This is a genomic window from Klebsiella sp. 141198 (assembly GCF_050600785.1).
GTDB classification, from domain to species: Bacteria; Pseudomonadota; Gammaproteobacteria; order Enterobacterales; family Enterobacteriaceae; genus Klebsiella; species Klebsiella aerogenes.
On record NZ_JAQIRM010000003.1, the window covers coordinates 569,466 to 594,182 of the forward strand.

A 24,717-nucleotide genomic window follows, 5' to 3' on the forward strand; every position below is an offset into this window, starting at 1 on the left:
GGTCGGCAACTGCCGGTCGCCGGGGTTATTCATATTAAGGACACTTATGAAGATAGTGATCGCGCCGGATTCTTACAAAGAGAGCCTGAGTGCGCTGGATGTCGCTACCGCGATAGAAACGGGGTTTCGCGAGATTTATCCCCATGCGGAGTACGTTAAAGTCCCGGTTGCCGACGGCGGCGAGGGTACCGTTGAGGCGATGGTTGCCGCGACGCAAGGGCATATCGTACAGGTCAGCGTTACCGGGCCGCTTGGCGAACCGGTCGAAGCCTTTTATGGCCTGTCCGGCGATATGCGCTGCGCCTATATCGAAATGGCGGCGGCCAGCGGACTGGAAAGCGTGCCACCCACGCGACGTAATCCGCTACTGACCACCTCCTGGGGAACCGGCGAGCTGATTCGTCACGCGTTGGATGCAGGGGTTTCGCAGATTATTATTGGTATCGGCGGTAGCGCGACCAATGACGGCGGCGCCGGTATGGCACAGGCGCTGGGGGCGAAATTGTTGACCGCTGGGCAACAGCAAATTGCGCCTGGCGGCGGCGCTCTGGAGACGCTGGCGCGGATCGATCTTAGCGAGTTGGATCCGAGATTGGCGGATTGCCGGATTGATGTCGCCTGCGACGTCACCAACCCGTTAACCGGCCCGCAGGGGGCAAGCGCGGTGTTTGGCCCGCAAAAAGGGGCGACGGCGGCGATGATTGAGCGTCTTGACCACGGCCTGCAACACTTTGCGCAGACTATCGCCCGCGATTTGGATATCGACGTGCTGAGCCTGGAAGGGGGCGGCGCAGCGGGAGGTATGGGGGCGGCGTTGTATGCGTTTTGCGGCGCCAACCTGCGCCCGGGAATTGAGATTGTGACCGACGCGCTGGGGTTGGCAGAGCTAGTGGCTGATGCCGATTTGGTGATTACCGGTGAAGGGCGTATCGATAGCCAGACCATTCACGGCAAGGTACCGGTGGGGGTGGCGAAGGTCGCGAAACGCTTCAACGTGCCGGTGATTGGGATTGCCGGCAGCCTGACCGCCGATGTTGGCGTCGTGCATCAGCATGGTTTGGATGCGGTCTTTAGCGTGTTGTATACCGTCTGTACCCTGGAAGAGGCGCTGGCGAACGCCGCCGCCAACGTGCGGATGACGGCACGTAACGTGGCCGCGGTATTGCAGATGGGCGGTAGGCGGTAACCCGGCCGGCGCAGTGGTATTTGTAGCCCGGATAAGGCGCGTAGCGCAGCGATCCGGGAACCCTCCCCGGCGGCGCTTACGCTTACCGGGGCTACCAACCAAGTACCGGACCGTGGCGCCGTGATCCGGAACACCGAATCACACTCCCATCTTGCACGCTTCGCGGGCGACGTTATCCATCTCGTCTAACAGTTCCAGCAGTTCCGGCTCCAGCTCTTCCGGCGCGGTACCGGCGCGCAACTGGCTTTCAAGGGTATGGCACAGTTTTTTCAGCCGCGGTACGCCGCTGTAGCTGCAGCTACCGTGCAGCTTATGGATTAAATCCAGCAGGCCTTCCGGCGTCTCGCCAACCAGCTGTTCTTCAACTTTATTGCGCACCTCCGGCATAAAGGCGAGCAGCATCTGCAGCATCTCCCGAGCGAGGTCTGGTTTCATGGCCGCCTGACGCAGCGCCAGCTGCCAGTTGAGCGTGACGTTATGATCGATAACCGGCTCCACCGGTTCAGCGATTTGCGGGGCGGCGACGTGCATGCCGGGCTGATAGCGCAACAGCAGGGTGCTGAGCTTATCTTCTTCAATCGGCTTCGCCAGATAATCGTTCATCCCGGCGGCCAGCAGTTTCTCGCGTTGCCCCTCAAGGGCATGAGCGGTCACCGCGATCACTGGAGTTTGCTGCTGATGCGGGAGCTGGCGGATCAATTCGCAGGCGCGAATACCGTCCATATCCGGCATTTGAATATCCATCAGAATGAGATCCAACTGCGACTGTTTGGCCTGCTCTACGGCATCCTGGCCGCTATCGCACAGAATGACATGCTGCACCAGATCGTCCAGCAGCGCGCCAATAAGCTTAAGGTTGGCCGGGTTATCATCTACCGCCATTACCGTCATCGCCAGTTTATCGCTATCGATATAGGGCTGTGGCACCGGCGGCTGCGCGCGGCAAGAGGCCATCAGCACCGGGAAAAGCCGCGTGGAGGTCAATGGTTTAAGCAGGCAGGCGGTAACACCGTTTCTTTTCAGCTCTTCGGCGCTAACCTGCGCGTGGCAAGGTAGCCCCAGCACCAGGGTTTCGGATAGCGAGCAGGCGCGGACCAGCTTATCCCGCTGGTTGCTGAGATCGCGCATCGACACCGGAATACCGGCCAGTAAAATATCGTAGTGCGCATCCGGCAGCGCTGATAGCGTCGGGCTGTAGACCACTTCCAGCGGCGTGGTCGCCAGCAGTTCCATCGTGCTTTGCGCGGCGGTAGCATTGGCTTCAATGTAGGCCAGCTTCTTGCCCGCCAGGCAATGGGTATCGAAACCGTCAGTAATGGCGTTCGGATTCAGGTCAAGACTGATATGGAACCAGAAGGTGGAACCGCGGTTCGGCTGACTATGGAATGAGATATCGCCGCCCATCTCTTTGACCAGACGCTGGGTGATAACCAGCCCCAGGCCGGTGCCGCCGTGGCGGCGCGAGATACTGGCATCGGCCTGGCGGAAGGCCTGGAACAACCGCGACTGATCGCGTTCCGGAATGCCGATACCGGTATCATGGATCTGTACTTCAATTTGTACTCTGGAATTGCTTATCGCCCGCTGTTCAACCAGCACATCAATATTGCCGTGCTCGGTGAATTTAATCGCATTACCCACCAGATTGGTGATCACCTGCTGCAGGCGCAGCGGATCGCCAATCACATTATCCGGGACATCATTTTTGATGTTGAGGGTGAGCTCAAGGCCTTTATCGTGCGCCGAATGTGCCAGCAAGGTCACCACTTCATCCAGGGTATTGCGCAGCAGGAAAGGAATGCTTTCCAGAATCAGCTTGCCCGCTTCGAGCTTGGAGAAATCCAGCACGTCATTGATGATGGCCAGCAGATTATTCGCCGAACGTTCGATGGTGGTCAGGTGGTCGCGCTGGGTAGCGTTGAGATCGGTTTTCAGCGTCAGGCGGGTAAAGCCAATGACGCCGTTAAGCGGGGTTCGTAGCTCGTGCGACATATTGGCAAGGAACTCTGACTTGATGCGCGCGGCCTCCTGGGCGCGCTTTTTCGCCAGATCCAGCTCGACGTTCTGAATCTCCATCTGCTCCAGCGTTTCGCGCAGATCCGAGGTCGCCTGATCGACATTGTGTTGCATCTCCTCGTGGTATGCCGCAAGCGACATCGCCATTGAGTTAATGCCGTTTTTCAACATATCCAACTCGCCGAGCATAAAACCTTCAACGCGGCTATCCAACTGGCCGCGGCGGATGCGGTCAACGGTGTTGACCATATTACGAATCGGCCCGGTCACGTCGCGCATCAGGCGCCAGCCGAAAATCAGCGCAATGCCGATACAAAACAGCATCATGACGCTTGAGATAAATATCTCTTTGTACTGCTGCAGGCGCACAGATTTAAGGTCGAGCTCCAGCGCCACATAGCCAAGCATGTTGCCCGGCATTTTAGCATCGCTTTCCGGCGACTCATCGGGCAGATAGCTTTCTGACACAATAGGCGTGCGCAGCACCATGATGTCGCCGTGGCGGGTGACGCTCAGGCGGCGAGGGAAGGGCGCGCCGCGCGGGAGCTGTATTTCTCGCGGATCGAGCTGGAAGTTAGAGGTAACGAACAGCCGGTTTTTAGCATCATAAATGGAAATGGCCCGCACAATATCGGAATGGCGGCGGTGAAGCACGCTGATAAGTTGGCCGATCGCCTCGCGATTTTGCAAATTCATACCGTATTCGCTGGATACCGCCAGCGGTTCAATAATACTGGCGCCGGCATCTTCCAGCTGCCGCTGCAGGTCGTTATAGCGGTGGGCGACGAAGAAAATACTGAGCAGCAAACCAATCAAAACGGTCGGCGCCAGAATAAGAATCATCATGCGAGCACGTAGGCTGTAGTTGGTCATGCGGTTCCATTATGGGAGAATATACATATCAACCTTCAGACGGCTTCTGCATTGGTAGCCCGAATGATTTCATGTATAGAGTCAGTATATTTTTGAGATAATCCTCTACGATGGCGCAATTCTACTCTGCAAAACGGCGTGTGACGACGCGCCAGATCATAACCGTGACGGTAAATGACCTTGATCCCTTTGGCCAGGGCGTAGCCCGTCATCAGGGTAAGGCGCTGTTTGTCCCCGGCCTGTTGCCGCAAGAGCAGGCGGAAGTCGTGCTGGTAGAGGATAAAAAACAGTATGCCCGCGCTCAGGTTAAACGCCGCCTGAACGACAGTCCACAGCGCGTCGCGCCGCGCTGTCCGCATTTCGGCGTCTGCGGCGGATGTCAGCAGCAACATGCGAGCATTGAACTACAGCAGCAAAGCAAGCGCGCCGCGCTCTCCCGCCTGATGAAACGTGACGTTGACGACATTATAGCCGCTGAACCCTGGGGCTACCGTCGTCGGGCGCGTTTGAGCTTGAATTATCAGCCAAAGACCCAACAACTGCAGATGGGTTTTCGCAAGGCCAATTCCAGCGAAATCATCGATGTGGTGCAGTGCCCTGTTTTGGTGCCCCAACTTGAGGCGTTGTTACCCGCGGTGCGCGAGTGTTTAACCAGCCTGCAATCACAACGTCAACTTGGCCACGTTGAACTGGTGCAGGCGGACAATGGACCGCTGATGGTTTTACGCCATACCGCCGCGCTAACGGCGGCGGATAAAGAAAAACTGGAACGTTTTTCGCAAACTCACGGTCTATCCCTGTACCTCGCGCCGCAAAGCGAGATACTTGAACATATTCGCGGCGATGAACCCTGGTACACGTCAGACGGACTACGCTTAGTGTTCAGTCCGCGCGATTTTATCCAGGTCAACGATGGCGTAAACCAGAAGATGGTGCGTACGGCGCTGGCCTGGTTAGATATTCAGCCGCAGGACCGCGTTCTGGATCTGTTTTGCGGTATGGGCAATTTCACCCTGCCGTTGGCCAAAGCGGCGGCGAGCGTGGTGGGCGTCGAAGGCGTGCCCGCGCTGGTGGCGAAGGGACGAGAAAATGCCGCCCTCAATGGGTTGCAGAACGTGACTTTCTTTCATGAAAACCTGGAAGAGGATGTCACCCGGCAGGCCTGGGCGAAGCATGGCTTTGATAAAATTCTGCTCGACCCGGCAAGAGCCGGCGCGCCGGGCGTGATGGCGCATATTATCAAGCTGGCTCCGCGGCGGGTGGTCTATGTTTCATGTAACCCGGCGACGCTGGCGCGCGATAGTGAGGCGTTGCTTCAGGCAGGATATCGTATTCAACGTCTGGCGATGCTGGACATGTTCCCGCACACCGGGCACCTGGAATCGATAGTATTGTTTGAACGCGAGCTTACATAAAATTGTTCAGCCCGCATCGAGGCGACAGTGAAGATGCCTGATGGCGGTGTGGACTGAAGGATGACGGGTTTAAAATATGGCTTGCTGACTTCGGTAGGCTGAGTCCCTTAAGGAGAGGACAATGGTTGCGGTAAGAAGTGCACATCTTAATAAAGCTGGTGAGTTTGACCCGAAGAAATGGATCGCGAGTCTGGGGATTTCCAGCCAGCAGTCGTGTGAGCGCTTAGCCGAGACCTGGGATTATTGTCGCGTAACAACGCAGGGACACCCGCAGGCAGATCTCCTGTTATGGCGTGGCGTGGAGATGGTAGAAATTCTCTCCATGCTCAATATGGATATCGATACCTTGCGGGCCGCTTTACTGTTTCCGCTGGCGGACGGCAATGTTGTCAGCGAAGAGGTCCTGCAAGAGAGCGTCGGCAAATCCGTCGTTACCCTGATTCACGGCGTGCGTGATATGGCGGCGATTCGCCAGCTCAAAGCCACCCACACCGATACCGTCTCCTCAGAACAGGTCGACAATATTCGCCGCATGCTGCTGGCGATGGTCGATGATTTCCGCTGCGTGGTCATCAAGCTTGCGGAACGTATCGCTCACCTGCGCGAGGTAAAAGATGAACCCGAAGATGAGCGCGTACTGGCCGCAAAAGAGTGTACCAATATCTATGCGCCGCTGGCGAACCGCTTAGGAATAGGTCAACTGAAGTGGGAGCTGGAAGACTATTGCTTCCGTTATCTGCATCCAGCCGAATACAAGCGCATTGCTAAGTTGCTGCACGAACGCCGTATCGACCGCGAACATTACATCGATGAGTTTGTCGGCCATCTGCGTTCAGAAATGAAAACCGAAGGCGTAAAAGCTGAGGTGTACGGGCGTCCGAAGCATATCTATAGCATCTGGCGCAAAATGCAGAAGAAGCATCTCGCTTTTGATGAGCTGTTTGACGTGCGCGCGGTTCGTATCGTCGCCGAACGTTTACAGGATTGCTACGCGGCGCTGGGGATCGTGCATACTCACTATCGTCATCTGCCTGACGAATTTGATGATTACGTCGCCAACCCGAAGCCGAACGGCTACCAGTCTATTCATACCGTGGTGCTCGGGCCAGGAGGGAAAACGGTCGAGATCCAAATTCGCACCAAACAGATGCATGAAGACGCCGAGCTCGGCGTGGCGGCGCACTGGAAGTATAAAGAGGGCGCCAGCGCCGGGGCGAGCGGCGGTCGCGGCCATGAAGACCGTATCGCCTGGCTGCGTAAGCTGATCGCCTGGCAGGAAGAGATGGCCGACTCCGGCGAAATGCTCGACGAAGTGCGCAGCCAGGTCTTTGACGACCGGGTCTACGTGTTTACGCCGAAGGGTGACGTGGTTGACCTGCCGGCGGGCTCAACTCCGCTCGACTTTGCCTACCATATCCATAGCGATGTCGGGCACCGCTGCATCGGCGCCAAAATCGGCGGACGCATTGTGCCGTTCACCTATCAGCTGCAGATGGGCGATCAGATTGAGATAATCACCCAGAAGCAACCGAACCCAAGCCGCGACTGGCTGAACCCGAACCTCGGCTATGTAACCACCAGCCGCGGGCGCTCAAAAATTCACGCCTGGTTCCGTAAACAGGATCGCGACAAGAACATTCTCGCCGGGCGGCAGATCCTTGACGATGAGCTCGAGCATCTGGGCATCAGCCTGAAGGATGCCGAGAAACATCTGCTGCCGCGCTACAACTTTAATGAACTGGATGAACTGCTGGCGGCTATCGGCGGCGGCGACATTCGCCTTAATCAGATGGTCAACTTCCTGCAGGCGCAGTTCAACAAACCGAGCGCCGCTGAGCAGGATGCGGCCGCGCTGAAGCAGCTGCAGCAGAAAACCTATACCCCGCAGAACCGCAGCAAAGACAATGGCCGGGTGGTGGTTGAGGGCGTTGGCAATCTGATGCATCACATCGCCCGCTGCTGCCAGCCGATTCCCGGTGATGAAATCGTCGGCTTCATCACCCAGGGGCGCGGGATCTCGGTGCACCGCGCCGACTGCGATCAGCTGGCTGAGCTGCAGTCTCACGCGCCGGAACGTATCGTTGATGCGGTATGGGGCGAGAGCTATTCGGCGGGATATTCGCTGGTGGTGCGCGTGGTCGCCAACGACCGCAGCGGCCTGCTGCGCGACATTACCACTATTCTTGCCAACGAGAAGGTGAACGTGCTGGGCGTGGCCAGCCGCAGCGATACCAAACAGCAGCTGGCGACCATCGATATGACCATTGAAATCTACAACCTGCAGGTGTTGGGCCGGGTGCTCGGCAAGCTGAACCAGGTGCCGGATGTCATCGACGCGCGTCGTCTGCACGGCGGTTAATTCGTCCGTAGGCCGGATAAGGCGAAGCCTCCATCCGGCAATTTCGTAACGTCGGATAAGGTATCAATGCTTTATCCGGCCTACCTTTTTTTAAATTTCCAGGATTGTCACATGACTCAAATTGACCGCTTGCTCGGCATCATGCGCCGCCTGCGCGACCCGGAAAACGGCTGCCCGTGGGATAAAGAACAGACCTTTGCCACTATTGCCCCTTACACCCTTGAAGAGACCTATGAAGTGCTGGACGCCATTGCGCGCGAAGATTTTGACGATCTGCGCGGCGAGCTTGGCGATCTGTTATTCCAGGTGGTGTTCTATGCGCAGATGGCGCAGGAAGAAGGGCGTTTTGATTTCAACGATATCTGCGCCGCCATCAGCGACAAACTGGAACGGCGTCATCCGCATATTTTTGGCGATGCTTCAGCCGGGAACAGTGCGGAAGTGCTGGCGCGCTGGGAGCAGATCAAGAGCGCGGAGCGAGCGGAAAAGGCGCAACACTCGGCGCTGGATGATATTCCGCATAGCCTGCCGGCGCTGATGCGCGCGCATAAAATTCAGCGTCGCTGCTCGGCGGTGGGCTTCGACTGGACCTCGCTTGGCCCGGTGCTCGATAAAGTGCATGAAGAGATAGATGAAGTCATGCATGAAGCGCAGCAGGCGGTGGTTGATGAAGCTAAACTCGAGGAAGAAGTGGGCGACCTGCTGTTCGCCACGGTGAATTTATCCCGCCATTTAGGGGTAAAAGCCGAGGTCGCATTGCAGAAAGCGAACCTCAAATTTGAGCGCCGCTTCCGCGAAGTTGAGCGTATTGTCGCCGCCAGAGGCCTGGAAATGACCGGCGTTGACCTCGAAACCATGGAAGAAGTGTGGCAGGAAGTAAAACGCCAGGAAACTGATCTCTAACGAGTTTTCGTGATCAAGCGCTATTTGTGTGATTTTATAAATAACAAGCGCTTGATTTACGTCAAAAACATTTCGCCAAAAGCGGCTATTTTCTCATTCCGTTATGTTGTTGAAACACCATGTAGCCTGCCTCTTCGAGTTGTTCGAGTCGCAACGCAGGTGCGGCTGGTAGAAAGAAGAGGAGGGGAGAATGAAAGTTTGTGGCGTCACGCATGTTCGGGTATACTACTTTCCCGTCCTGGTTATTCCATCGTTTTACCCTAACTTCTCAGGTTCAGCATGACAACGAACTATATTTTTGTGACCGGCGGGGTCGTATCCTCTCTGGGTAAAGGCATTGCCGCAGCTTCCCTGGCAGCCATTCTTGAAGCCCGTGGGCTCAACGTAACTATCATGAAACTGGATCCGTACATCAACGTCGATCCGGGCACCATGAGCCCAATCCAGCACGGGGAAGTGTTCGTTACTGAAGACGGCGCTGAAACCGATCTGGACCTGGGTCACTACGAGCGTTTCATCCGTACCAAGATGACTCGCCGCAACAACTTCACTACCGGTCGTATCTACTCCGACGTTCTGCGTAAAGAGCGCCGTGGCGACTATCTCGGCGCAACCGTACAGGTTATCCCGCACATCACCAACGCCATCAAAGAGCGCGTACTGGCTGGCGGCGAAGGCCATGACGTGGTGCTGGTTGAAATCGGCGGTACCGTAGGCGATATCGAATCCCTGCCGTTCCTCGAAGCTATTCGCCAGATGGCAGTAGAAATCGGCCGTGAGCATACCCTGTTCATGCACTTGACCCTGGTGCCATACATGGCGGCAGCGGGTGAAGTCAAAACTAAACCGACTCAGCACTCTGTAAAAGAGCTGCTCTCCATCGGTATTCAGCCTGATATCCTGATTTGCCGCTCCGATCGCGCGGTTCCGGCCAACGAACGTGCAAAAATTGCATTGTTCTGTAACGTCCCGGAAAAGGCTGTGATTTCTCTGAAAGACGTCGATTCCATTTATAAAATTCCAGGCCTGTTGAAATCTCAGGGTCTGGACGATTATATTTGTAAACGATTCAGCTTAACTTGTCCGGAAGCAAACCTGGCCGAATGGGAACAGGTAATCTATGAAGAAGCTAATCCGGCAGGCGAAGTCACCATTGGTATGGTCGGTAAGTACATTGAACTGCCGGATGCCTACAAATCGGTGATTGAAGCGCTGAAACACGGTGGTCTGAAAAACCGCGTGACCGTCAACATCAAGCTTATTGATTCGCAGGATGTTGAAACGCGCGGCGTCGAAATCCTCAAAGATTTGGACGCGATCCTCATCCCGGGCGGCTTCGGCTACCGCGGCGTTGAAGGCAAGATCGCCACCGCGCGCTATGCGCGTGAGAACAATATTCCATATCTGGGCATCTGCCTGGGTATGCAGGTTGCGCTGATTGAGTTCGCGCGCAACGTAGCGGGCATGGAAAACGCCAACTCTACGGAATTTGTGCCAGACTGTAAGTACCCGGTGGTGGCGCTGATTACCGAATGGCGTGACGAAGAAGGCAACGTTGAGGTGCGTTCCGAGAAGAGCGACCTCGGTGGCACCATGCGCCTTGGTGCGCAGCAGTGCCAGCTGGGTGATGATTCTCTGGTTCGCCAGCTGTACGGTGAGCCGACAATCACCGAGCGCCATCGTCACCGCTACGAAGTCAACAACATGTTGTTGAAACCGATTGAAGCTGCCGGCCTGCGCGTTGCGGGCCGTTCCGGGGATGATCAGTTGGTCGAGATCATCGAAGTGCCGAACCATCCGTGGTTTGTGGCCTGCCAGTTCCACCCGGAGTTTACTTCGACGCCGCGTGACGGCCACCCGCTGTTTGCAGGCTTTGTGAAAGCCGCGAGCGAGTACCAGAAGCGTCAGGCGAAGTAAAAGAGTTAGAACGGCAATGCACCCAATTGGGTGCATTGTTTGTCTGGAGTTTTAGTTTAACTTGTACTGAGGAAAACCTAATGTCCAAAATCGTTAAAGTCATCGGTCGTGAAATCATCGACTCCCGTGGTAACCCGACTGTTGAAGCCGAAGTACACCTGGAAGGTGGTTTCGTCGGTATGGCAGCTGCTCCGTCAGGTGCTTCTACTGGTTCCCGCGAAGCGCTGGAACTGCGCGATGGCGACAAATCCCGTTTCCTGGGTAAAGGCGTAACCAAAGCTGTTGCTGCGGTAAACGGCCCGATCGCTCAGGCAGTCCTGGGTAAAGATGCTAAAGATCAAGCTGGCATCGATAAGATCATGATCGACCTGGACGGTACTGAAAACAAATCCAACTTCGGTGCGAACGCAATCCTGGCGGTATCCCTGGCGAACGCCAAAGCAGCTGCTGCTTCTAAAGGCCAGCCGCTGTTCGAACACATTGCTGAACTGAACGGCACTCCGGGCAAATACTCTATGCCGGTTCCGATGATGAACATCATCAACGGCGGTGAGCACGCTGACAACAACGTCGACATCCAGGAATTCATGATTCAGCCGGTTGGCGCGCCGACTCTGAAAGAAGCCGTACGTATGGGTTCTGAAGTGTTCCATCACCTGGCGAAAGTTCTGAAGTCCAAAGGCATGAACACTGCAGTTGGTGACGAAGGCGGCTACGCGCCGAACCTGGGTTCCAACGCTGAAGCGCTGGCTGTTATCGCTGAAGCGGTTAAAGCAGCAGGCTACGAACTGGGCAAAGACATCACTCTGGCGATGGACTGCGCAGCTTCTGAATTCTACAAAGACGGTAAATACGTTCTGGCTGGCGAAGGCAACAAAGCTTTCACCTCTGAAGAATTCACCCACTTCCTGGAAGAACTGACCAAACAGTACCCGATCGTGTCCATCGAAGATGGTCTGGACGAGTCTGACTGGGACGGTTTCGCATACCAGACCAAAGTACTGGGCGACAAAATCCAGCTGGTTGGTGACGATCTGTTCGTAACCAACACCAAGATCCTGAAAGAAGGCATCGAAAAAGGCATCGCTAACTCCATCCTGATCAAATTCAACCAGATCGGTTCTCTGACCGAAACTCTGGCTGCAATCAAGATGGCGAAAGACGCTGGCTACACCGCTGTCATCTCTCACCGTTCTGGCGAAACTGAAGACGCTACCATCGCTGACCTGGCTGTTGGTACCGCTGCAGGCCAGATCAAAACTGGTTCTATGAGCCGTTCTGACCGCGTTGCTAAATACAACCAGCTGATTCGTATCGAAGAAGCTCTGGGTGAAAAAGCGCCGTACAACGGTCGTAAAGAGATCAAAGGCCAGGCGTAATCCTGACTTTTTGTGAAATAAAAATGCCAGTCTGCGGACTGGCATTTTTTTTACCTGCGCATCGTGTTTACTTAAAATCGACGGCCATTTGCTGCGGGATAGAAAGCCCGCGGGTGGTTTGTACGCAGCGGTCGATATAATCGGTGAAACGCGGCGGTTTGGGCATGCCCATGCTGAGCAGTTTATCATTGCTGAAGCGGACGTTAAGCGTCGCAAAGGCGCCATACAGGCGCATCGCTTTAAGCATTAAGCGCTCGTTGCACGGGCCAAAAATATCCTTCAACTCGCGGCGCATTTTTACCAGTGTCTCATAGCTGACCTGCGCGTATCGGTCGCCTACCGGGGCTTGCTCCAGCGCCGAGGCCATCGCGCGATCGATTTCCGCAAACTTGACGCTATTCTCTTCACCGGCGGAGATATGCACCACTTCACCGCGCGCCAGCGGGCGTTGTAATAACATTAGCAGCGCGTCGGCACAGTAGTCGACCGGGATGACGTCAACGCGGTCTTCCATTGAACAAAGGAATTTTTGCAGCATCAGCCCCATACTGAACACCCAAAAAATGCTGCTGGAGGGCTGGCAGCCGTGATGAGTATGACCAACGACGATAGAAGGGCGGGCGATGATTAACGGCAACGTCGGACACTGCTCCTGCATCAGGCGCTCAATGGTCGATTTGGAGTGCGTATACTCCACCAGATGCTCGGCGTGCTCGCGGAATTCAGCGCTTTCTGCGACCAGTGAATCTGGCTCCGGGGTGCAGGACATCGCGGTCCCGACGTGGAGAAAACGCTGTAGTCCTACCACGCGGGACATTCGTTGAGCAAATTTGAACGTTCCTTCGACATTTACTTTCCAGATGAGCGGGTTATTGCCAAATGAGGCAACGGCAGCGCTGTTGATAACGTGAGTAACCCGCTCCAGACGGGGGTCGTCCAGAAATGCCTCCGGGGATGACAAATCGCCGAGCAGGATCTGCCGGGTGGTTAATGCGGCCAGCTTCTCCTCTGCAATATTGAATTTACGCAGGTTTTCCTTCACCCGGGTCAGAGCCGCTTCATCGTTATTGGCTCGCACCAGGAGCAGTAGATTAATCCCATTTTCATTATTAAGGATATTCTCTAATACCGCTCCGCCCAGAAATCCGGTAACGCCTGTAATTAATAATGTATTCATGAATGCAGTCTCTCATGGTTGGTCGACTGGATTCTAGGCGCGGAAAATTAAACGGAGATTAAATAAAAACAGGCGGCAATAATCGGTTTCTTAAGCTTATTTTAAGCTATGGAAATCAAGTGAATTGAATTTGACCCTGAGCGTAGATAAAAGATTCATTGTTTCATGTATCGGTTTGTACATCTTTGATTAATAGTTTCTTTTTATTCGTTTGAGCAGCAATAAATAACGACCGTTACGGTCATGAAAAACATTCTTTGTTACATCTTTATCCGCGAGAAGATACGTCGCAAGAAAGTTATCAATGCGCGGCTTAATGACTGGACGCGATGCATGCTAAAATAATACTCAATGTATCGTAAATACATTTTGTGCTTATTTCATAGTTTGCTAACTAATATAAAAAGAGGGCTTGCACCCGGCTGACAATGGGCTCTGGTAAGCGCAGCTGAGGACAAGACCTGAGCGCCTGAATCTGCGATAATACCTTTTTACCACCTGAACAGAGATGACTATGCAGTACCCGATTAACGAGATGTTCCAGACCTTGCAAGGCGAGGGTTACTTTACCGGCGTGCCTGCCATTTTTATTCGTTTGCAGGGATGCCCGGTTGGTTGCGCCTGGTGCGATACCAAACATACCTGGGATAAGCTGGCCGATCGGGAAGTGTCTCTATTTAGTATCCTCGCTAAAACCAAAGAGAGCGATAAATGGGGCCCGGCGACCAGCGACGATCTGCTGGCGATCATTGGCCGTCAGGGATGGACCGCCCGACATGTCGTGATTACCGGCGGCGAGCCCTGTATTCACGATCTCACGCCGTTGACAGAGTTGCTTGAGCAAAATGGTTTCAGCTGTCAGATTGAAACCAGCGGCACGCATGAAGTCCGCTGCAGCCACAATACCTGGGTCACGGTTTCGCCAAAAGTGAACATGCGCGGCGGCTACGATGTGCTGTCGCAGGCGCTGCAGCGCGCCGATGAAATCAAGCATCCGGTTGGCCGCGTGCGTGATATCGAAGCGCTTGATGAGCTGCTGGAAACGCTGGCTGATGAAAAGCCGCGAATTATTGCATTACAGCCGATTAGCCAAAAGGAAGACGCCACGCGGCTGTGCATTGAGACCTGTATCGCCCGAAACTGGCGGTTATCCATGCAGACGCATAAATATCTGAACATCGCCTGACCCCCGCTTTCTTTGCCGGGTAGGGTGCTCACCGCCCGGCAGCTCTCTTCTTCATATATGAATTCATCTTAACCCTCGACTTCAGCATGGTGTTGAGATACGCGCCAATGACAGCAATGCTATCATTGGCGCGTTAATTCAGCCGCCTGAGGCGGGCGGCTGATACGTTGACTTAAGGAACGAGTTAACCATGCAGCTAATTGATCCACCCACGGCCTTCTCTATGGACTTCTTCTCGCTCAAGGGGAAAACCGCTATCGTTACCGGCGGCAATAGCGGCCTGGGGCAGGCCTTTGCCGTCGCCCTGGCGACCGCCGGCGCGAATCTGTTTATTCCTGCTCTGCGCGAAGAACACGCTCAAACCCGAGAACTTATCGAACAGCAGGGCGTTGAGATGGAATTCATGCTGGCGGATATCACCGATGGCGGTATGCCACAGCGTATTATCGCCGCCTGCTGCGAGCGTTTCGGTACCGTTGATGTTTTGGTGAATAATGCCGGTATTTGCCAGTTGAATAAGGTGCTGCGCTTTGGTCGCACAGACTGGGATCCGATGATCGAGACTAACCTGACGGCAGCGTTTGAGCTTAGCCACGAAGCCGCGAAAATTATGGTTCCGCGGCGAAGCGGTAAGATTATTAATATCTGCTCGGTGTTTTCTTATCTCGGCGGCAGCTGGTCGCCGGCCTATGCCGCCACCAAGCATGCGCTGGCTGGCTTAACCAAAGCCTACTGCGATGAGCTGGGCCCGCATAATATTCAGGTAAACGGCATCGCGCCGGGCTATTATGAAACCGCCATGACCGCTATCACCCGTAGTATCCCAAAGGAAAACAGACGCGTGTTGGCGCATATACCCGCAGGCCGTTGGGGAGAAGCGCAGGATTTAATGGGCGCCGTTGTGTTCCTCGCCAGCCGTGCCTCGGATTACGTCAACGGCCATATTCTGGCAGTGGATGGCGGCTATCTGGTGCGCTGATTCACACGGTGTTGGATGAAATAGAAAACCGCCATGGCAGCAGCCCGATGGCGGATAAGGCAGGGAATTACTCGCCGCGATAGACGCAGCCTGCGGTGCAGGTCTCTTTTACCATTACCGCGCTCAGCAGAGGAACCAGCGGTTTCATTTGATCCCAAATCCATTTGGCCAGCACTTCGCTGGTTGGGTTCTCCAGTCCTGGGATATCGTTCAGGTAATAGTGGTCTAAACGATCGTAGGTCGGTTTAAACGCGGCTTTCAGCTCGGCGAAATCCATGATCCACCCGGTATGGGGATCGACTTCACCGGTAATCTCCAGACGCACCATAAAAGAGTGACCATGCAGGCGACCGCATTTGTGGCCTTTCGGTACGTGCGGCAGGTGGTGGGCGGCTTCGAAGGTGAAATCTTTAAACAGCGTGGTGGACATCATTAACTCTCAACAGGACGAAAAAAACCGCCGTAGGGTACCGGAAAGTACATTTTTTAGCATTAACTAAAACGGCCCTGAACGCGAAATCGCCGTTTTTGTGGTGTTTGGATGATTTAATTTATTGTTTTTCAATTATTTAACTAATCGCTTTTGTTGTTAATAACTATAACTAAAACAGGTTAGTCCATTTGGTTATTTGATATTTCCATCCCTTCTTTAATTGTTAGTATGCCCGCCGTTAACCTTACAATCTCTTCTGTTTTTGTCGCGCTGACAGGGCGTGAATAACAGCTTTGCTTACTGGAACATAACGACGCATGACGACACAGGCCCCACCTTCCAATCTGCTGCCGCTAAACCCGGAGCAACTGGCGCGCCTACAGGCGGCCACGACTGACTTTACGCCAACCCAACTGGCTTGGGTGTCCGGCTACTTCTGGGGCATGCTGAATCAGCAGCCCGGCGCCGCGGTAAGCGCGCCCGTTCAGGCGGTAGAAGCGCCGGCCATCACCCTGATTTCCGCTTCGCAGACCGGCAACGCGCGTCGGGTTGCCGAAGCGCTGCGCGACGATTTACAGGCCGCGCAGCTGAACGTGAAACTGGTGAACGCTGGCGACTATAAATTCAAACAAATCGCCGGTGAAAAACTGCTGGTCGTGGTGACGTCGACTCAGGGTGAAGGTGAGCCGCCGGAAGAAGCCGTCGCATTGCATAAGTTCCTGTTTTCAAAGAAAGCGCCGAAGCTCGATGGCACCGCCTTCGCGGTGTTTGGTCTCGGCGATACCTCCTATGAGTTTTTCTGCCAGTCCGGCAAAGATTTCGATAGCAAACTGGCCGAACTGGGCGGCGAACGCCTGCTCGATCGCGTTGACGCCGACGTTGAATATCAAGCTGCGGCGGCGGAATGGCGCGCTCGCGTAGTGGATGTGCTGAAAGCGCGTGCGCCGACGGCAGCGCCTGCCCAGCTTGCTACCAGCGGCGCAGTGAATGAAATTCATACCAGTCCGTATACCAAAGAAGCGCCGCTGACGGCGACGCTTGCTGTGAATCAGAAAATAACCGGTCGCGATTCGGAAAAAGACGTCCGTCATATCGAGATCGATCTGGGTGATTCCGGCCTGCGTTATCAGCCGGGAGATGCGCTAGGCGTGTGGTATCAGAACGATCCGGCGCTGGTCAAAGAGCTGGTGGAGCTGCTGTGGCTTAAGGGTGATGAACCGGTCACGGTAGAAGGCAAAACGCTGCCGCTGGCGCAAGCGCTGGAGTGGCATTTTGAGCTGACGGTCAACACCGCCAATATTGTTGAGAACTATGCCACCCTGACCCGCAGCGAAACGCTGCTGCCGCTGGTCGGCGATAAAGCGCAGTTGCAGCACTATGCCGCGACGACGCCTATCGTCGATATGGTGCGCTTCTCGCCGGCACAGCTGGATGCCGAAGCCTTAATCGGCCTGCTGCGCCCGCTAACGCCGCGCCTCTACTCGATTGCTTCTTCGCAGGCGGAAGCGGAAAACGAAGTCCACGTCACCGTTGGCGTCGTGCGTTATGACATTGAAGGCCGCGCTCGCGCCGGCGGCGCGTCCAGCTTCCTCGCTGACCGCGTGGAAGAAGATGGCGAAGTGCGCATCTTTATCGAACACAATGACAACTTCCGTCTGCCTGCTAACCCGCAAACGCCGGTTATCATGATTGGCCCTGGAACCGGTATCGCGCCGTTCCGCGCCTTTATGCAGCAGCGCGCAGCGGAAGGGGCGGAAGGGAAGAACTGGTTGTTCTTCGGCAATCCGCACTTCACGGAAGATTTCCTTTATCAGGTGGAATGGCAGAGCTACGTCAAAGAGGGCGTGCTGAGCCGAATCGACCTGGCCTGGTCCCGCGATCAACAACAAAAAGTCTATGTACAGGACAAACTGCGCGAGCAGGGGGCTGAAGTGTGGCGTTGGATTAACGACGGCGCCCATATTTATGTCTGCGGCGATGCCAATCGAATGGCGAAAGACGTCGAGCAGGCGTTACTGGAAGTGATTGCCGAATACGGCGCGATGGACGCCGAAGCGGCGGACGAATTTTTAAGTGAGCTGCGCGTTGAGCGCCGTTATCAGCGAGATGTCTACTAATGAGCGAAAAACATCCTGGCCCGCTGGTGGTCGAAGGTAAACTCTCCGACGCCGAGCGTATGAAGATCGAGAGCAACTACCTGCGCGGCACCATTGCGGAAGATTTAAATGACGGCCTGACCGGCGGTTTTAAAGGCGACAACTTCCTGCTCATCCGCTTTCACGGCATGTACCAGCAGGACGACCGCGATATTCGCGCGGAACGCGCGGCGCAGAAACTGGAGCCGCGCCACGCGATGCTGCTGCGCTGCCGTCTGCCGGGCGGCGTTATCACCACCAAACAGTGGCAGGCGATTGATAAATTCGCCGCGGATAACACCATCTACGGCAGTATTCGCCTCACTAACCGTCAGACCTTCCAGTTCCACGGTATTCTGAAGAAGAATGTGAAGCCGGTGCATCAGATGCTGCACTCTGTTGGGCTGGACGCGCTGGCGACCGCCAACGACATGAACCGCAACGTGCTGTGCACCTCGAACCCGTTTGAGTCGCAGCTGCACGCCGAGGCCTACGAGTGGGCGAAGAAGATCTCTGAGCATCTGTTACCGCGTACCCGCGCCTATGCTGAGATCTGGTTGGATCAGGAAAAGGTCGCCACTACCGACGAGGAACCGATCCTCGGCCAGACCTATCTGCCGCGTAAATTCAAAACGACGGTGGTGATCCCGCCGCAGAACGATATCGATCTGCACGCCAATGACATGAACTTCGTGGCGATTGCGGAAAACGGTAAGCTGGTCGGCTTTAACCTGCTGGTGGGCGGCGGTTTGTCTATCGAGCACGGTAATAAGAAAACCTATGCGCGTACCGCCAGCGAGTTTGGCTATCTGCCGCTGGAGCACACACTGGCTGTGGCGGAAGCGGTCGTGACCACCCAGCGCGACTGGGGTAATCGTACCGATCGTAAAAACGCGAAAACCAAATATACCCTTGAGCGCGTCGGCGTTGAGACCTTCAAGGCGGAAGTTGAGCGTCGTGCCGGGATCAAATTCGAACCGATTCGTCCGTACGAGTTTACCGGCCGCGGCGACCGCATCGGCTGGGTTAAAGGCATTGATAATAACTGGCACCTGACGCTGTTTATTGAGAACGGCCGTATTCTGGATTATCCGGGCCGCCCGCTGAAAACTGGCCTTCTGGAGATCGCGAAGATTCACAAAGGTGAATTCCGCATTACCGCCAACCAGAACCTGATCATCGCCAGCGTACCGGAAGATCAGAAAGCGCGGATTGAGAAACTGGCGCGCGATCATGGCCTGATGAATGCCGTCACGGCGCAGCGTGAGAACTCAATGGCCTGCGTGTCGTTCCCGACCTGTCCGTTAGCGATGGCCGAAGCTGAACGTTTCCTGCCGTCATTTATCGACAAGGTCGAAGAGGTGATGAGTCAGCACGGCGTCGGTGATGAGCATATTGTAACCCGCGTCACGGGTTGCCCGAACGGCTGCGGCCGCGCGATGCTGGCGGAAGTTGGCCTGGTGGGTAAAGCGCCTGGCCGCTATAACCTGCATATCGGCGGCAACCGCAGCGGGACGCGCATCCCACGGATGTATCGCGAAAATATCACCGAGCCGGAGATCCTGGCCTCGCTCGATGAGCTGGTTGGGCGCTGGGCGAAAGAGCGCGAAGCGGGTGAAGGCTTCGGCGACTTTACGGTGCGTGCGGGCATCATTCGTCCGGTGCTCGACCCGGCGCGTGATTTCTGGGAATAACCTGAATTGCCGGATAGCAGCATGAATGCCTTATCCGGCCTACCGTTCGCGTAGGCCTGATAAGCGAAGCGCCGTCAGGCAAGGCACACAGTGAGGAATCTATGTCCAAACTCGATCTAAACGCGCTGAATGAGCTACCGAAAGTAGAACGCGTCATGGCGCTGGCGGAAGTTAACACTCAGCTGGAAAAACTCAGCGCCGAAGAACGCGTGGCATGGGCGTTGGAAAACCTGCCCGGCGACTATGCGCTCTCTTCAAGCTTTGGTATTCAGGCGGCGGTCAGCCTGCATCTGGTGAACCAGCTGCGCCCGGACATTCCGGTGATCCTGACCGATACCGGCTATCTGTTCCCGGAAACCTATCAGTTTATTGATGAATTGACCGAGAAGCTCAACCTGAACCTTAAAGTCTACCGGGCGACGGAAAGCGCCGCCTGGCAGGAAGCGCGTTACGGCAAACTGTGGGAGCAGGGCGTTGAAGGCATTGAGAAGTACAATGAAATCAACAAAGTGGAGCCGATGAACCGGGCGCTGAAGGAGCTCAATACCCGCACCTGGTTCGCGGGCCTGCGCCGCGAGCAGTCCGGCAGCCGGGCGCATTTACCGGTACTGGCTATCCAGCGCGGCGTCTTTAAGCTGCTGCCGATTATCGACTGGGATAACCGGACGGTTTATCAGTATCTGCAAAAGCACGGCCTGAAATACCACCCGCTCTGGGAGCAGGGGTATTTGTCCGTCGGTGACACTCACACCACCCGTAAATGGGAGCCCGGTATGGCGGAAGAAGAGACCCGCTTCTTTGGCCTCAAGCGCGAGTGCGGATTACACGAAGGCTAAGTGTTATGTGGCAGACTTGGCGGCGAAAGCCGCCAAAGGCTTAATTTATATCGCGCCACGTGGCCTGAACGTAGATCTCTCCGGAGGCGCTGACATCACCGTACCACTCATTGTTATCCAGCGTTTTCAGCGAAATTTCATCGTTCATCGGAATAGAAAATTTCACCGTAGCTTTGTCCATCGTCCCTGCCTCGCCGGAGATATCGGTCCACGCCGAGGTTATCCATAGCGCATCGGTCATATCGCGCCAGCTGCCGTCGCAGCCCGCGTCATAGGTCTTGATGCTGCCATCCTGTTTGCTGAAGGAAAGCGTAGCCGGGAAGGGCACTTTAATGCTGCCGTCGTTGGCGCTGAAGATGCAGTAGGCGCGGCCGTTAATTTGCTGCGTCGGGCCGGTGGCTTTAATCAGTACCTCATCGGCGGCGGTTTTACCGGTAGTAGTGACAATGTAGTTAAAATCTAATGAGGGTTCGTCCTCGCCAACGTAACCAGCAAGCGAAGGGGCGTCGCTATAGTCTTTAGCGGTAATGCTAATACTGAAATCGCGCGGCTTAATTAGCAGTGAATTAGACGTGGTAAATTCATACATCCTACTGATTGTAGGAGTGCCGTTCGGCCTTTCGATGCGTAAATTCAACAAATCTTTGCTATCGGTGTCAGTAATGCCTGACTCCACCATTTTTTTAAATAATCTTTCGGAAAAAAAGAAATAAATCGCGCTGGACGACGTCAGTTCCCCTAGTGTGTAGCTCTGTACGCTCGAATTGCTCACCGGTTTCCACGTACTGCCGTCAAGACTAAACTGCATATCATACGATCCCTGCGAAGGGACAATTGCCGCCAGCGCACTATTAAGGATCATCGGATAAACCAGAACGGTTTGCGCCCCGCCACCGCCGTCCAGACTATAAGAGACCATCTTGCAGGCCAATCCTGAATGGGCGCCTACGGTTTGCAATTTGCAGTTGGTATTTCCTTCGGCGGGCGTGGGTACGCCATCGCTATTGATAAAGACTTCATCAACAGAATTGGTGTTAATAAGCGTAAGGTGAGCGCTTTTAGTAATAGTTACAGTGGCAGAGCTATAGAAAGGGGCTACCCGGGAACAGCGCCAGGTGCTCGTCGGGTCGTAGGTTGTGCTTGTCGCACAGGTATACATCACCATTGAAAAGCTGCTGCCGGTTGGCATTTGCTGCATATACTGGTAAAAAGCCTCTGATAAGGTCCCTCTGAGGTTTGTATCCACTTTGGCACCGTAAATACCGTTCTTCTCCACAACAGCTCCGGGTAGGGTCGAGGTGCTTTCATCACAACCGCTTCTGGCTGACGGCCCATATGAATCACAACTTTGTCCTGTCATCAGATAGGAAATTGGCGGATTATCCAGCCATAAATCTCCCTCGGTTTGTGTAGCAAAATATTGGTTGTCTGAAATATATCCGAGGGAAGTTTGATATCCTGCCGAGCGCAAACGCATGCTGCCCCAGCGGTTGGAGCCGGAAATAACAACTTCGCTACCGGTGTAAGTAATAAAAAAGCTACTGTCGATATTATTTTCAACGAATAACGTCGTTTGCTGCGTATCAGCCATAGCCGATGGCGCGACGTGAAATAACGCGCCGGCCAGCCCCAAAATGCCCCAGTGGTTTATTTTCATGGTAATGCTCTGTTTACCAATTTTTTAGAGTAATTCCAGGCTTTAATCAGCCCGGAGGTTAATTAATATCGCGCCACGTGGCCTGCACGTGAATTTCTCCTGAGGCGCTGACGTCGCCGTACCACTCGTTGTTATCCAGCGTTTTCTGCGAAATATCATCATTCATGGGAATCGAAAATTTCACCGTGGCTTTTTCCATAACGCCGGGTTCGCCGGAGATATCGGTCCATGCCGAAGTGAGCCACAGCGCGTCGGTCATATCGCGCCAGCTGCCGTCGCAGCCCGCGTCATAGGTCTTGATGCTGCCATCCTGTTTGGTGAAGGAGAGCGTGGCCGGGAAGGGAACCTTGATGGTGCTGTCGTCGGCGCTGAAGATACAGTAGGCGCGGCCGTTAATTTGCTGCGTCGGTCCGGTGGCTTTAATCAGCACCTCGTCGGCGGCGGTCTTACCGCTGGTGGTAACGATATAGTTAAAGTCCAGCGAGGGTTCATCGCGGCCAACGTAGCCTTCGCGCGTTGGGGCGTCGCTGTAGTCTTCAGAGGAGATATTGATGCTGAATTCGCGGGGTTTTATCTCCAGTGAATTGGAGGTGTTAAAGTCGAAGGCTCTGCCACCTTGCGTGACGCGGGCGTCAGCTTTTACGTTTAGCATACGAAAATAGAGCATATCGCGGCTGTCGATATCACTGATGCCGGAAGCCACCATCTTCTTGAAAAAATTCTGCGAGAAGAAAACGTATATTGTGCTGGAAGAGGCTAGCTCATTTAGGGTGTAATAATAAGCAGAATTGGAAAAATAACTTCCTTTCGTGGGGCTGGTCATATCCACCGCTTTCCAGCTATTGCCGTCAAGGCTGAACTGCATATCGCCGACGGTCGTTGAGGATAGCAACGCTTGATTATTAATGACCGGGGCGAAGCGGATACTATCACCTGAACCGTTGCTCTCCAGACTATAGTTCACCATCTTACAGGAGAGGCCGTTAATACCGCCGACGGTCTGCACCCAGCAGTTGGTATTGCCTTCGCCGGGAGTGGGGACGCCGTCGCTATTGATAAAGACTTCATCCATGGCGTTGGTGTTGAGCAGCCGCAGGTGCCCGGCTTTGGTGTAGGTGACATCCGTGGCGTACCATGTCGCATCGCTCTGGTCTTTACAGCGGGCGCCGGCGCTGGTGTCGTAGCTCGAACTTACAGTGGCGCATTCATTAATGGTGGTGGTGAAACTTCCGCCTGTGCCCATTTGCTGCAGGTAGGAGTAAAAGGCGTCAGACATAACACCGTCCAGGCTGAATATTATACCGAGATTCGAGGGCTTTGCGCCGTACACGCCTTGCGCATCCGTGGCCTCTGAAAGGGTAGTGCCAGTACTCTGGCAATCTCCACCATTAAAATGACCGCATACCAGGCCCACGATGGGATAGGAGACCGGCGAGTTTTCCAGCCACATATCGCTCAAGCCCAGGTTCGTCGTGTTTTGCCTCAAACTCAAACTATTGGCGCTAATATAGCCCAGCGTTTCCTGGAGAAATACGTCGCCGCCGTTGTCATAATCCAGGGTGCTTATCCAGTGGTTCGTCCCGCCGATTTCAGGTTCAAGCGTTCCGTTGTTGGTTACAAAGAAACCGCCGTCTATCTGGTCCTCAATATAGTAAAAGCCGTTGGACTTCGCCCCCTGGACAACTTTCGTCGCCGCCCCGGCCTGCGCCGCGTACAGCGCCGCGACCAGCGCCATTAACCCTGCTAATCCTTTAATTTTCATACTGGCCTCCTGCCATGTCGATCACCGCGCCGGTATTTCACTTCACCGGGCAGTCGTCGGTTATTTTGATAAATTTTTCGTTATAGACGATATAGTGGTTGCCCGGCTGGCGTAGCCCCGGCTGACGGACGACATCGCCAGGGCGCAGGTACCAGGCGTCCCCTTCTTCTTCCGTGGTGTTGCATCCCGGCTTAATCAGCAGCTTGAACCAGGTATTGCCGGTATTGCTGAGGGTGCCGCTCGCCCGGTCGAGGGTCCATTTGAAGTTCGCTTCGCGCGGGCGCACCACCAGGATAGTGTCCATTACCACCACCGGCTCCATGCTAACGCCGGCACCCGATGCCTTACGCGCCACGTGGTTAAAGGAGGGAACTTCGCGGAACATGACCCGGTAATAACGTTCGCGGTTATCCTTCGGGCCGTGGTAGTAAAATTTGAAATATTCGCCTTCTCCGGCCTGCAGGGTTATTTGCCGCGGGGCGAACAGCAGCTCGCCGTCCGCCGGGCGGGAGCGCACCTCTTTGCCGCCGGGGCGGTCGATGGCGCTCACCGACACCTGGTACAGGCGCGCGCTTTTGTTGTTGTTCAGCACCCGCTTGGCGGCAAACGCCGCCTCCGGGGAGAGGGAGAAGGTCAGATTACCGACCGACATCGCCTGCGCGGCCAGCGGCAGACCCAGCGCCAGCAGGCAAATTGCCGCCCGCAGGCGGCTAATTATTGTCGCGCCACGTCGTTTGTACATGAATTTCTCCTGAGGCGCTTACGTCGCCGTACCACACGCTGTTATCCGGCGTGTTCTGCGAAATTAAC

At 55.0% G+C, this 24,717-nt stretch carries 17 protein-coding genes and 1 pseudogene; 11 read left to right on the forward strand and 7 right to left on the reverse strand.

Features of this window, described 5'->3' with window-relative positions:
* Window positions 1–46 precede the first annotated feature (46 nt).
* A complete protein-coding gene (locus PGR10_RS12640) occupies window positions 47–1,186 on the forward strand; it encodes a glycerate kinase (RefSeq protein WP_316424795.1) in 1,140 nt (379 codons plus the stop codon).
* 138 nt (window positions 1,187–1,324) lie between these two features.
* Here the strand turns inward: PGR10_RS12640 and barA are convergent, their stop codons facing one another.
* The gene (gene barA, locus PGR10_RS12645) at window positions 1,325–4,075 is read right to left on the reverse strand and encodes a two-component sensor histidine kinase BarA (protein WP_087858596.1); all 2,751 of its coding nucleotides are present in this window, start codon (window positions 4,073–4,075) and stop codon (window positions 1,325–1,327) included.
* Window positions 4,076–4,185: 110 nt separating this feature from the next.
* Between barA and rlmD the strand changes: the two genes are divergently transcribed.
* From rlmD to eno, 5 genes are all read left to right on the forward strand, one after another.
* Complete coding sequence (gene rlmD, locus PGR10_RS12650) at window positions 4,186–5,490, forward strand: 23S rRNA (uracil(1939)-C(5))-methyltransferase RlmD (protein ID WP_087858595.1); 1,305 nt, start codon at window positions 4,186–4,188, stop codon at window positions 5,488–5,490.
* A gap of 121 nt (window positions 5,491–5,611) precedes the next feature.
* Window positions 5,612–7,849: a GTP diphosphokinase gene (relA, locus tag PGR10_RS12655; RefSeq protein ID WP_047078980.1), complete on the forward strand. Its 2,238-nt coding sequence runs from the start codon at window positions 5,612–5,614 to the stop codon at window positions 7,847–7,849.
* A gap of 111 nt (window positions 7,850–7,960) precedes the next feature.
* Window positions 7,961–8,752, forward strand: coding sequence for a nucleoside triphosphate pyrophosphohydrolase (mazG, locus tag PGR10_RS12660; RefSeq protein ID WP_015703306.1), 792 nt, complete (start codon window positions 7,961–7,963; stop codon window positions 8,750–8,752).
* Window positions 8,753–9,031: 279 nt separating this feature from the next.
* Window positions 9,032–10,669 (forward strand): glutamine hydrolyzing CTP synthase, encoded by a 1,638-nt coding sequence (gene pyrG / locus PGR10_RS12665; RefSeq protein ID WP_015703305.1) that lies wholly within the window; start codon window positions 9,032–9,034, stop codon window positions 10,667–10,669.
* A gap of 80 nt (window positions 10,670–10,749) precedes the next feature.
* The gene (gene eno / locus PGR10_RS12670) at window positions 10,750–12,048 is read left to right on the forward strand and encodes a phosphopyruvate hydratase (RefSeq protein ID WP_015369968.1); all 1,299 of its coding nucleotides are present in this window, start codon (window positions 10,750–10,752) and stop codon (window positions 12,046–12,048) included.
* 67 nt (window positions 12,049–12,115) lie between these two features.
* On the opposite strand, the gene PGR10_RS12675 is transcribed toward eno, so the two are convergent.
* Window positions 12,116–13,225: an SDR family oxidoreductase gene (locus PGR10_RS12675; protein WP_430923566.1), complete on the reverse strand. Its 1,110-nt coding sequence runs from the start codon at window positions 13,223–13,225 to the stop codon at window positions 12,116–12,118.
* Between the two features lie 514 nt (window positions 13,226–13,739).
* Between PGR10_RS12675 and queE the strand changes: the two genes are divergently transcribed.
* A complete protein-coding gene (gene queE / locus PGR10_RS12680; RefSeq protein ID WP_087858621.1) occupies window positions 13,740–14,411 on the forward strand; it encodes a 7-carboxy-7-deazaguanine synthase QueE in 672 nt (223 codons plus the stop codon).
* A 190-nt stretch (window positions 14,412–14,601) separates the two neighbouring features.
* Complete coding sequence (locus PGR10_RS12685) at window positions 14,602–15,390, forward strand: SDR family oxidoreductase (protein WP_087858593.1); 789 nt, start codon at window positions 14,602–14,604, stop codon at window positions 15,388–15,390.
* Between the two features lie 67 nt (window positions 15,391–15,457).
* On the opposite strand, the gene queD is transcribed toward PGR10_RS12685, so the two are convergent.
* A complete protein-coding gene (gene queD / locus PGR10_RS12690) occupies window positions 15,458–15,823 on the reverse strand; it encodes a 6-carboxytetrahydropterin synthase QueD (protein WP_015369973.1) in 366 nt (121 codons plus the stop codon).
* A gap of 317 nt (window positions 15,824–16,140) precedes the next feature.
* Here queD and cysJ point away from each other — a divergent pair, with 317 nt between their 5' ends.
* From cysJ to cysH, 3 genes are all read left to right on the forward strand, one after another.
* On the forward strand, window positions 16,141–17,940 hold the full coding sequence (gene cysJ, locus PGR10_RS12695; RefSeq protein WP_113372945.1) for an NADPH-dependent assimilatory sulfite reductase flavoprotein subunit: 1,800 nt from the start codon (window positions 16,141–16,143) through the stop codon (window positions 17,938–17,940).
* Window positions 17,940–19,652: an assimilatory sulfite reductase (NADPH) hemoprotein subunit gene (gene cysI, locus PGR10_RS12700; RefSeq protein ID WP_087858591.1), complete on the forward strand. Its 1,713-nt coding sequence runs from the start codon at window positions 17,940–17,942 to the stop codon at window positions 19,650–19,652. Before cysJ ends, cysI begins: the two co-directional genes overlap by 1 nt.
* A 101-nt stretch (window positions 19,653–19,753) precedes the next feature.
* Complete coding sequence (gene cysH, locus PGR10_RS12705) at window positions 19,754–20,488, forward strand: phosphoadenosine phosphosulfate reductase (RefSeq protein WP_032709016.1); 735 nt, start codon at window positions 19,754–19,756, stop codon at window positions 20,486–20,488.
* A 40-nt stretch (window positions 20,489–20,528) separates the two neighbouring features.
* On the opposite strand, the gene PGR10_RS12710 is transcribed toward cysH, so the two are convergent.
* The 4 genes and pseudogenes from PGR10_RS12710 to PGR10_RS12725 all read right to left on the reverse strand — a co-directional run.
* The gene (locus PGR10_RS12710; RefSeq protein ID WP_430923567.1) at window positions 20,529–22,145 is read right to left on the reverse strand and encodes a fimbrial adhesin EcpD; all 1,617 of its coding nucleotides are present in this window, start codon (window positions 22,143–22,145) and stop codon (window positions 20,529–20,531) included.
* 58 nt (window positions 22,146–22,203) lie between these two features.
* Window positions 22,204–23,907: a hypothetical protein gene (locus tag PGR10_RS12715; RefSeq protein ID WP_213317166.1), complete on the reverse strand. Its 1,704-nt coding sequence runs from the start codon at window positions 23,905–23,907 to the stop codon at window positions 22,204–22,206.
* 37 nt (window positions 23,908–23,944) lie between these two features.
* Window positions 23,945–24,649 (reverse strand): fimbria/pilus periplasmic chaperone, encoded by a 705-nt coding sequence (locus PGR10_RS12720; protein ID WP_430923568.1) that lies wholly within the window; start codon window positions 24,647–24,649, stop codon window positions 23,945–23,947.
* Window positions 24,618–24,713: pseudogene (locus PGR10_RS12725) on the reverse strand (hypothetical protein); the annotation flags it as partial. The pseudogene PGR10_RS12725 and the gene PGR10_RS12720, both read right to left, overlap by 32 nt.
* Window positions 24,714–24,717 lie beyond the last annotated feature (4 nt).

Excerpts from the sequence above, each read along its gene's own strand:
- PGR10_RS12640 (WP_316424795.1), top strand. The coding sequence starts at position 47 with ATGAAGATAGTGATCGCGCCGGATTCTTACAAAGAGAGCCTGAGTGCG.
- barA (WP_087858596.1), bottom strand. The coding sequence starts at position 4,075 with ATGACCAACTACAGCCTACGTGCTCGCATGATGATTCTTATTCTGGCG.
- rlmD (WP_087858595.1), top strand. The coding sequence starts at position 4,186 with ATGGCGCAATTCTACTCTGCAAAACGGCGTGTGACGACGCGCCAGATC.
- relA (WP_047078980.1), top strand. The coding sequence starts at position 5,612 with ATGGTTGCGGTAAGAAGTGCACATCTTAATAAAGCTGGTGAGTTTGAC.
- mazG (WP_015703306.1), top strand. The coding sequence starts at position 7,961 with ATGACTCAAATTGACCGCTTGCTCGGCATCATGCGCCGCCTGCGCGAC.
- pyrG (WP_015703305.1), top strand. The coding sequence starts at position 9,032 with ATGACAACGAACTATATTTTTGTGACCGGCGGGGTCGTATCCTCTCTG.
- eno (WP_015369968.1), top strand. The coding sequence starts at position 10,750 with ATGTCCAAAATCGTTAAAGTCATCGGTCGTGAAATCATCGACTCCCGT.
- PGR10_RS12675 (WP_430923566.1), bottom strand. The coding sequence starts at position 13,225 with ATGAATACATTATTAATTACAGGCGTTACCGGATTTCTGGGCGGAGCG.
- queE (WP_087858621.1), top strand. The coding sequence starts at position 13,740 with ATGCAGTACCCGATTAACGAGATGTTCCAGACCTTGCAAGGCGAGGGT.
- PGR10_RS12685 (WP_087858593.1), top strand. The coding sequence starts at position 14,602 with ATGCAGCTAATTGATCCACCCACGGCCTTCTCTATGGACTTCTTCTCG.
- queD (WP_015369973.1), bottom strand. The coding sequence starts at position 15,823 with ATGATGTCCACCACGCTGTTTAAAGATTTCACCTTCGAAGCCGCCCAC.
- cysJ (WP_113372945.1), top strand. The coding sequence starts at position 16,141 with ATGACGACACAGGCCCCACCTTCCAATCTGCTGCCGCTAAACCCGGAG.
- cysI (WP_087858591.1), top strand. The coding sequence starts at position 17,940 with ATGAGCGAAAAACATCCTGGCCCGCTGGTGGTCGAAGGTAAACTCTCC.
- cysH (WP_032709016.1), top strand. The coding sequence starts at position 19,754 with ATGTCCAAACTCGATCTAAACGCGCTGAATGAGCTACCGAAAGTAGAA.
- PGR10_RS12710 (WP_430923567.1), bottom strand. The coding sequence starts at position 22,145 with ATGAAAATAAACCACTGGGGCATTTTGGGGCTGGCCGGCGCGTTATTT.
- PGR10_RS12715 (WP_213317166.1), bottom strand. The coding sequence starts at position 23,907 with ATGAAAATTAAAGGATTAGCAGGGTTAATGGCGCTGGTCGCGGCGCTG.
- PGR10_RS12720 (WP_430923568.1), bottom strand. The coding sequence starts at position 24,649 with ATGTACAAACGACGTGGCGCGACAATAATTAGCCGCCTGCGGGCGGCA.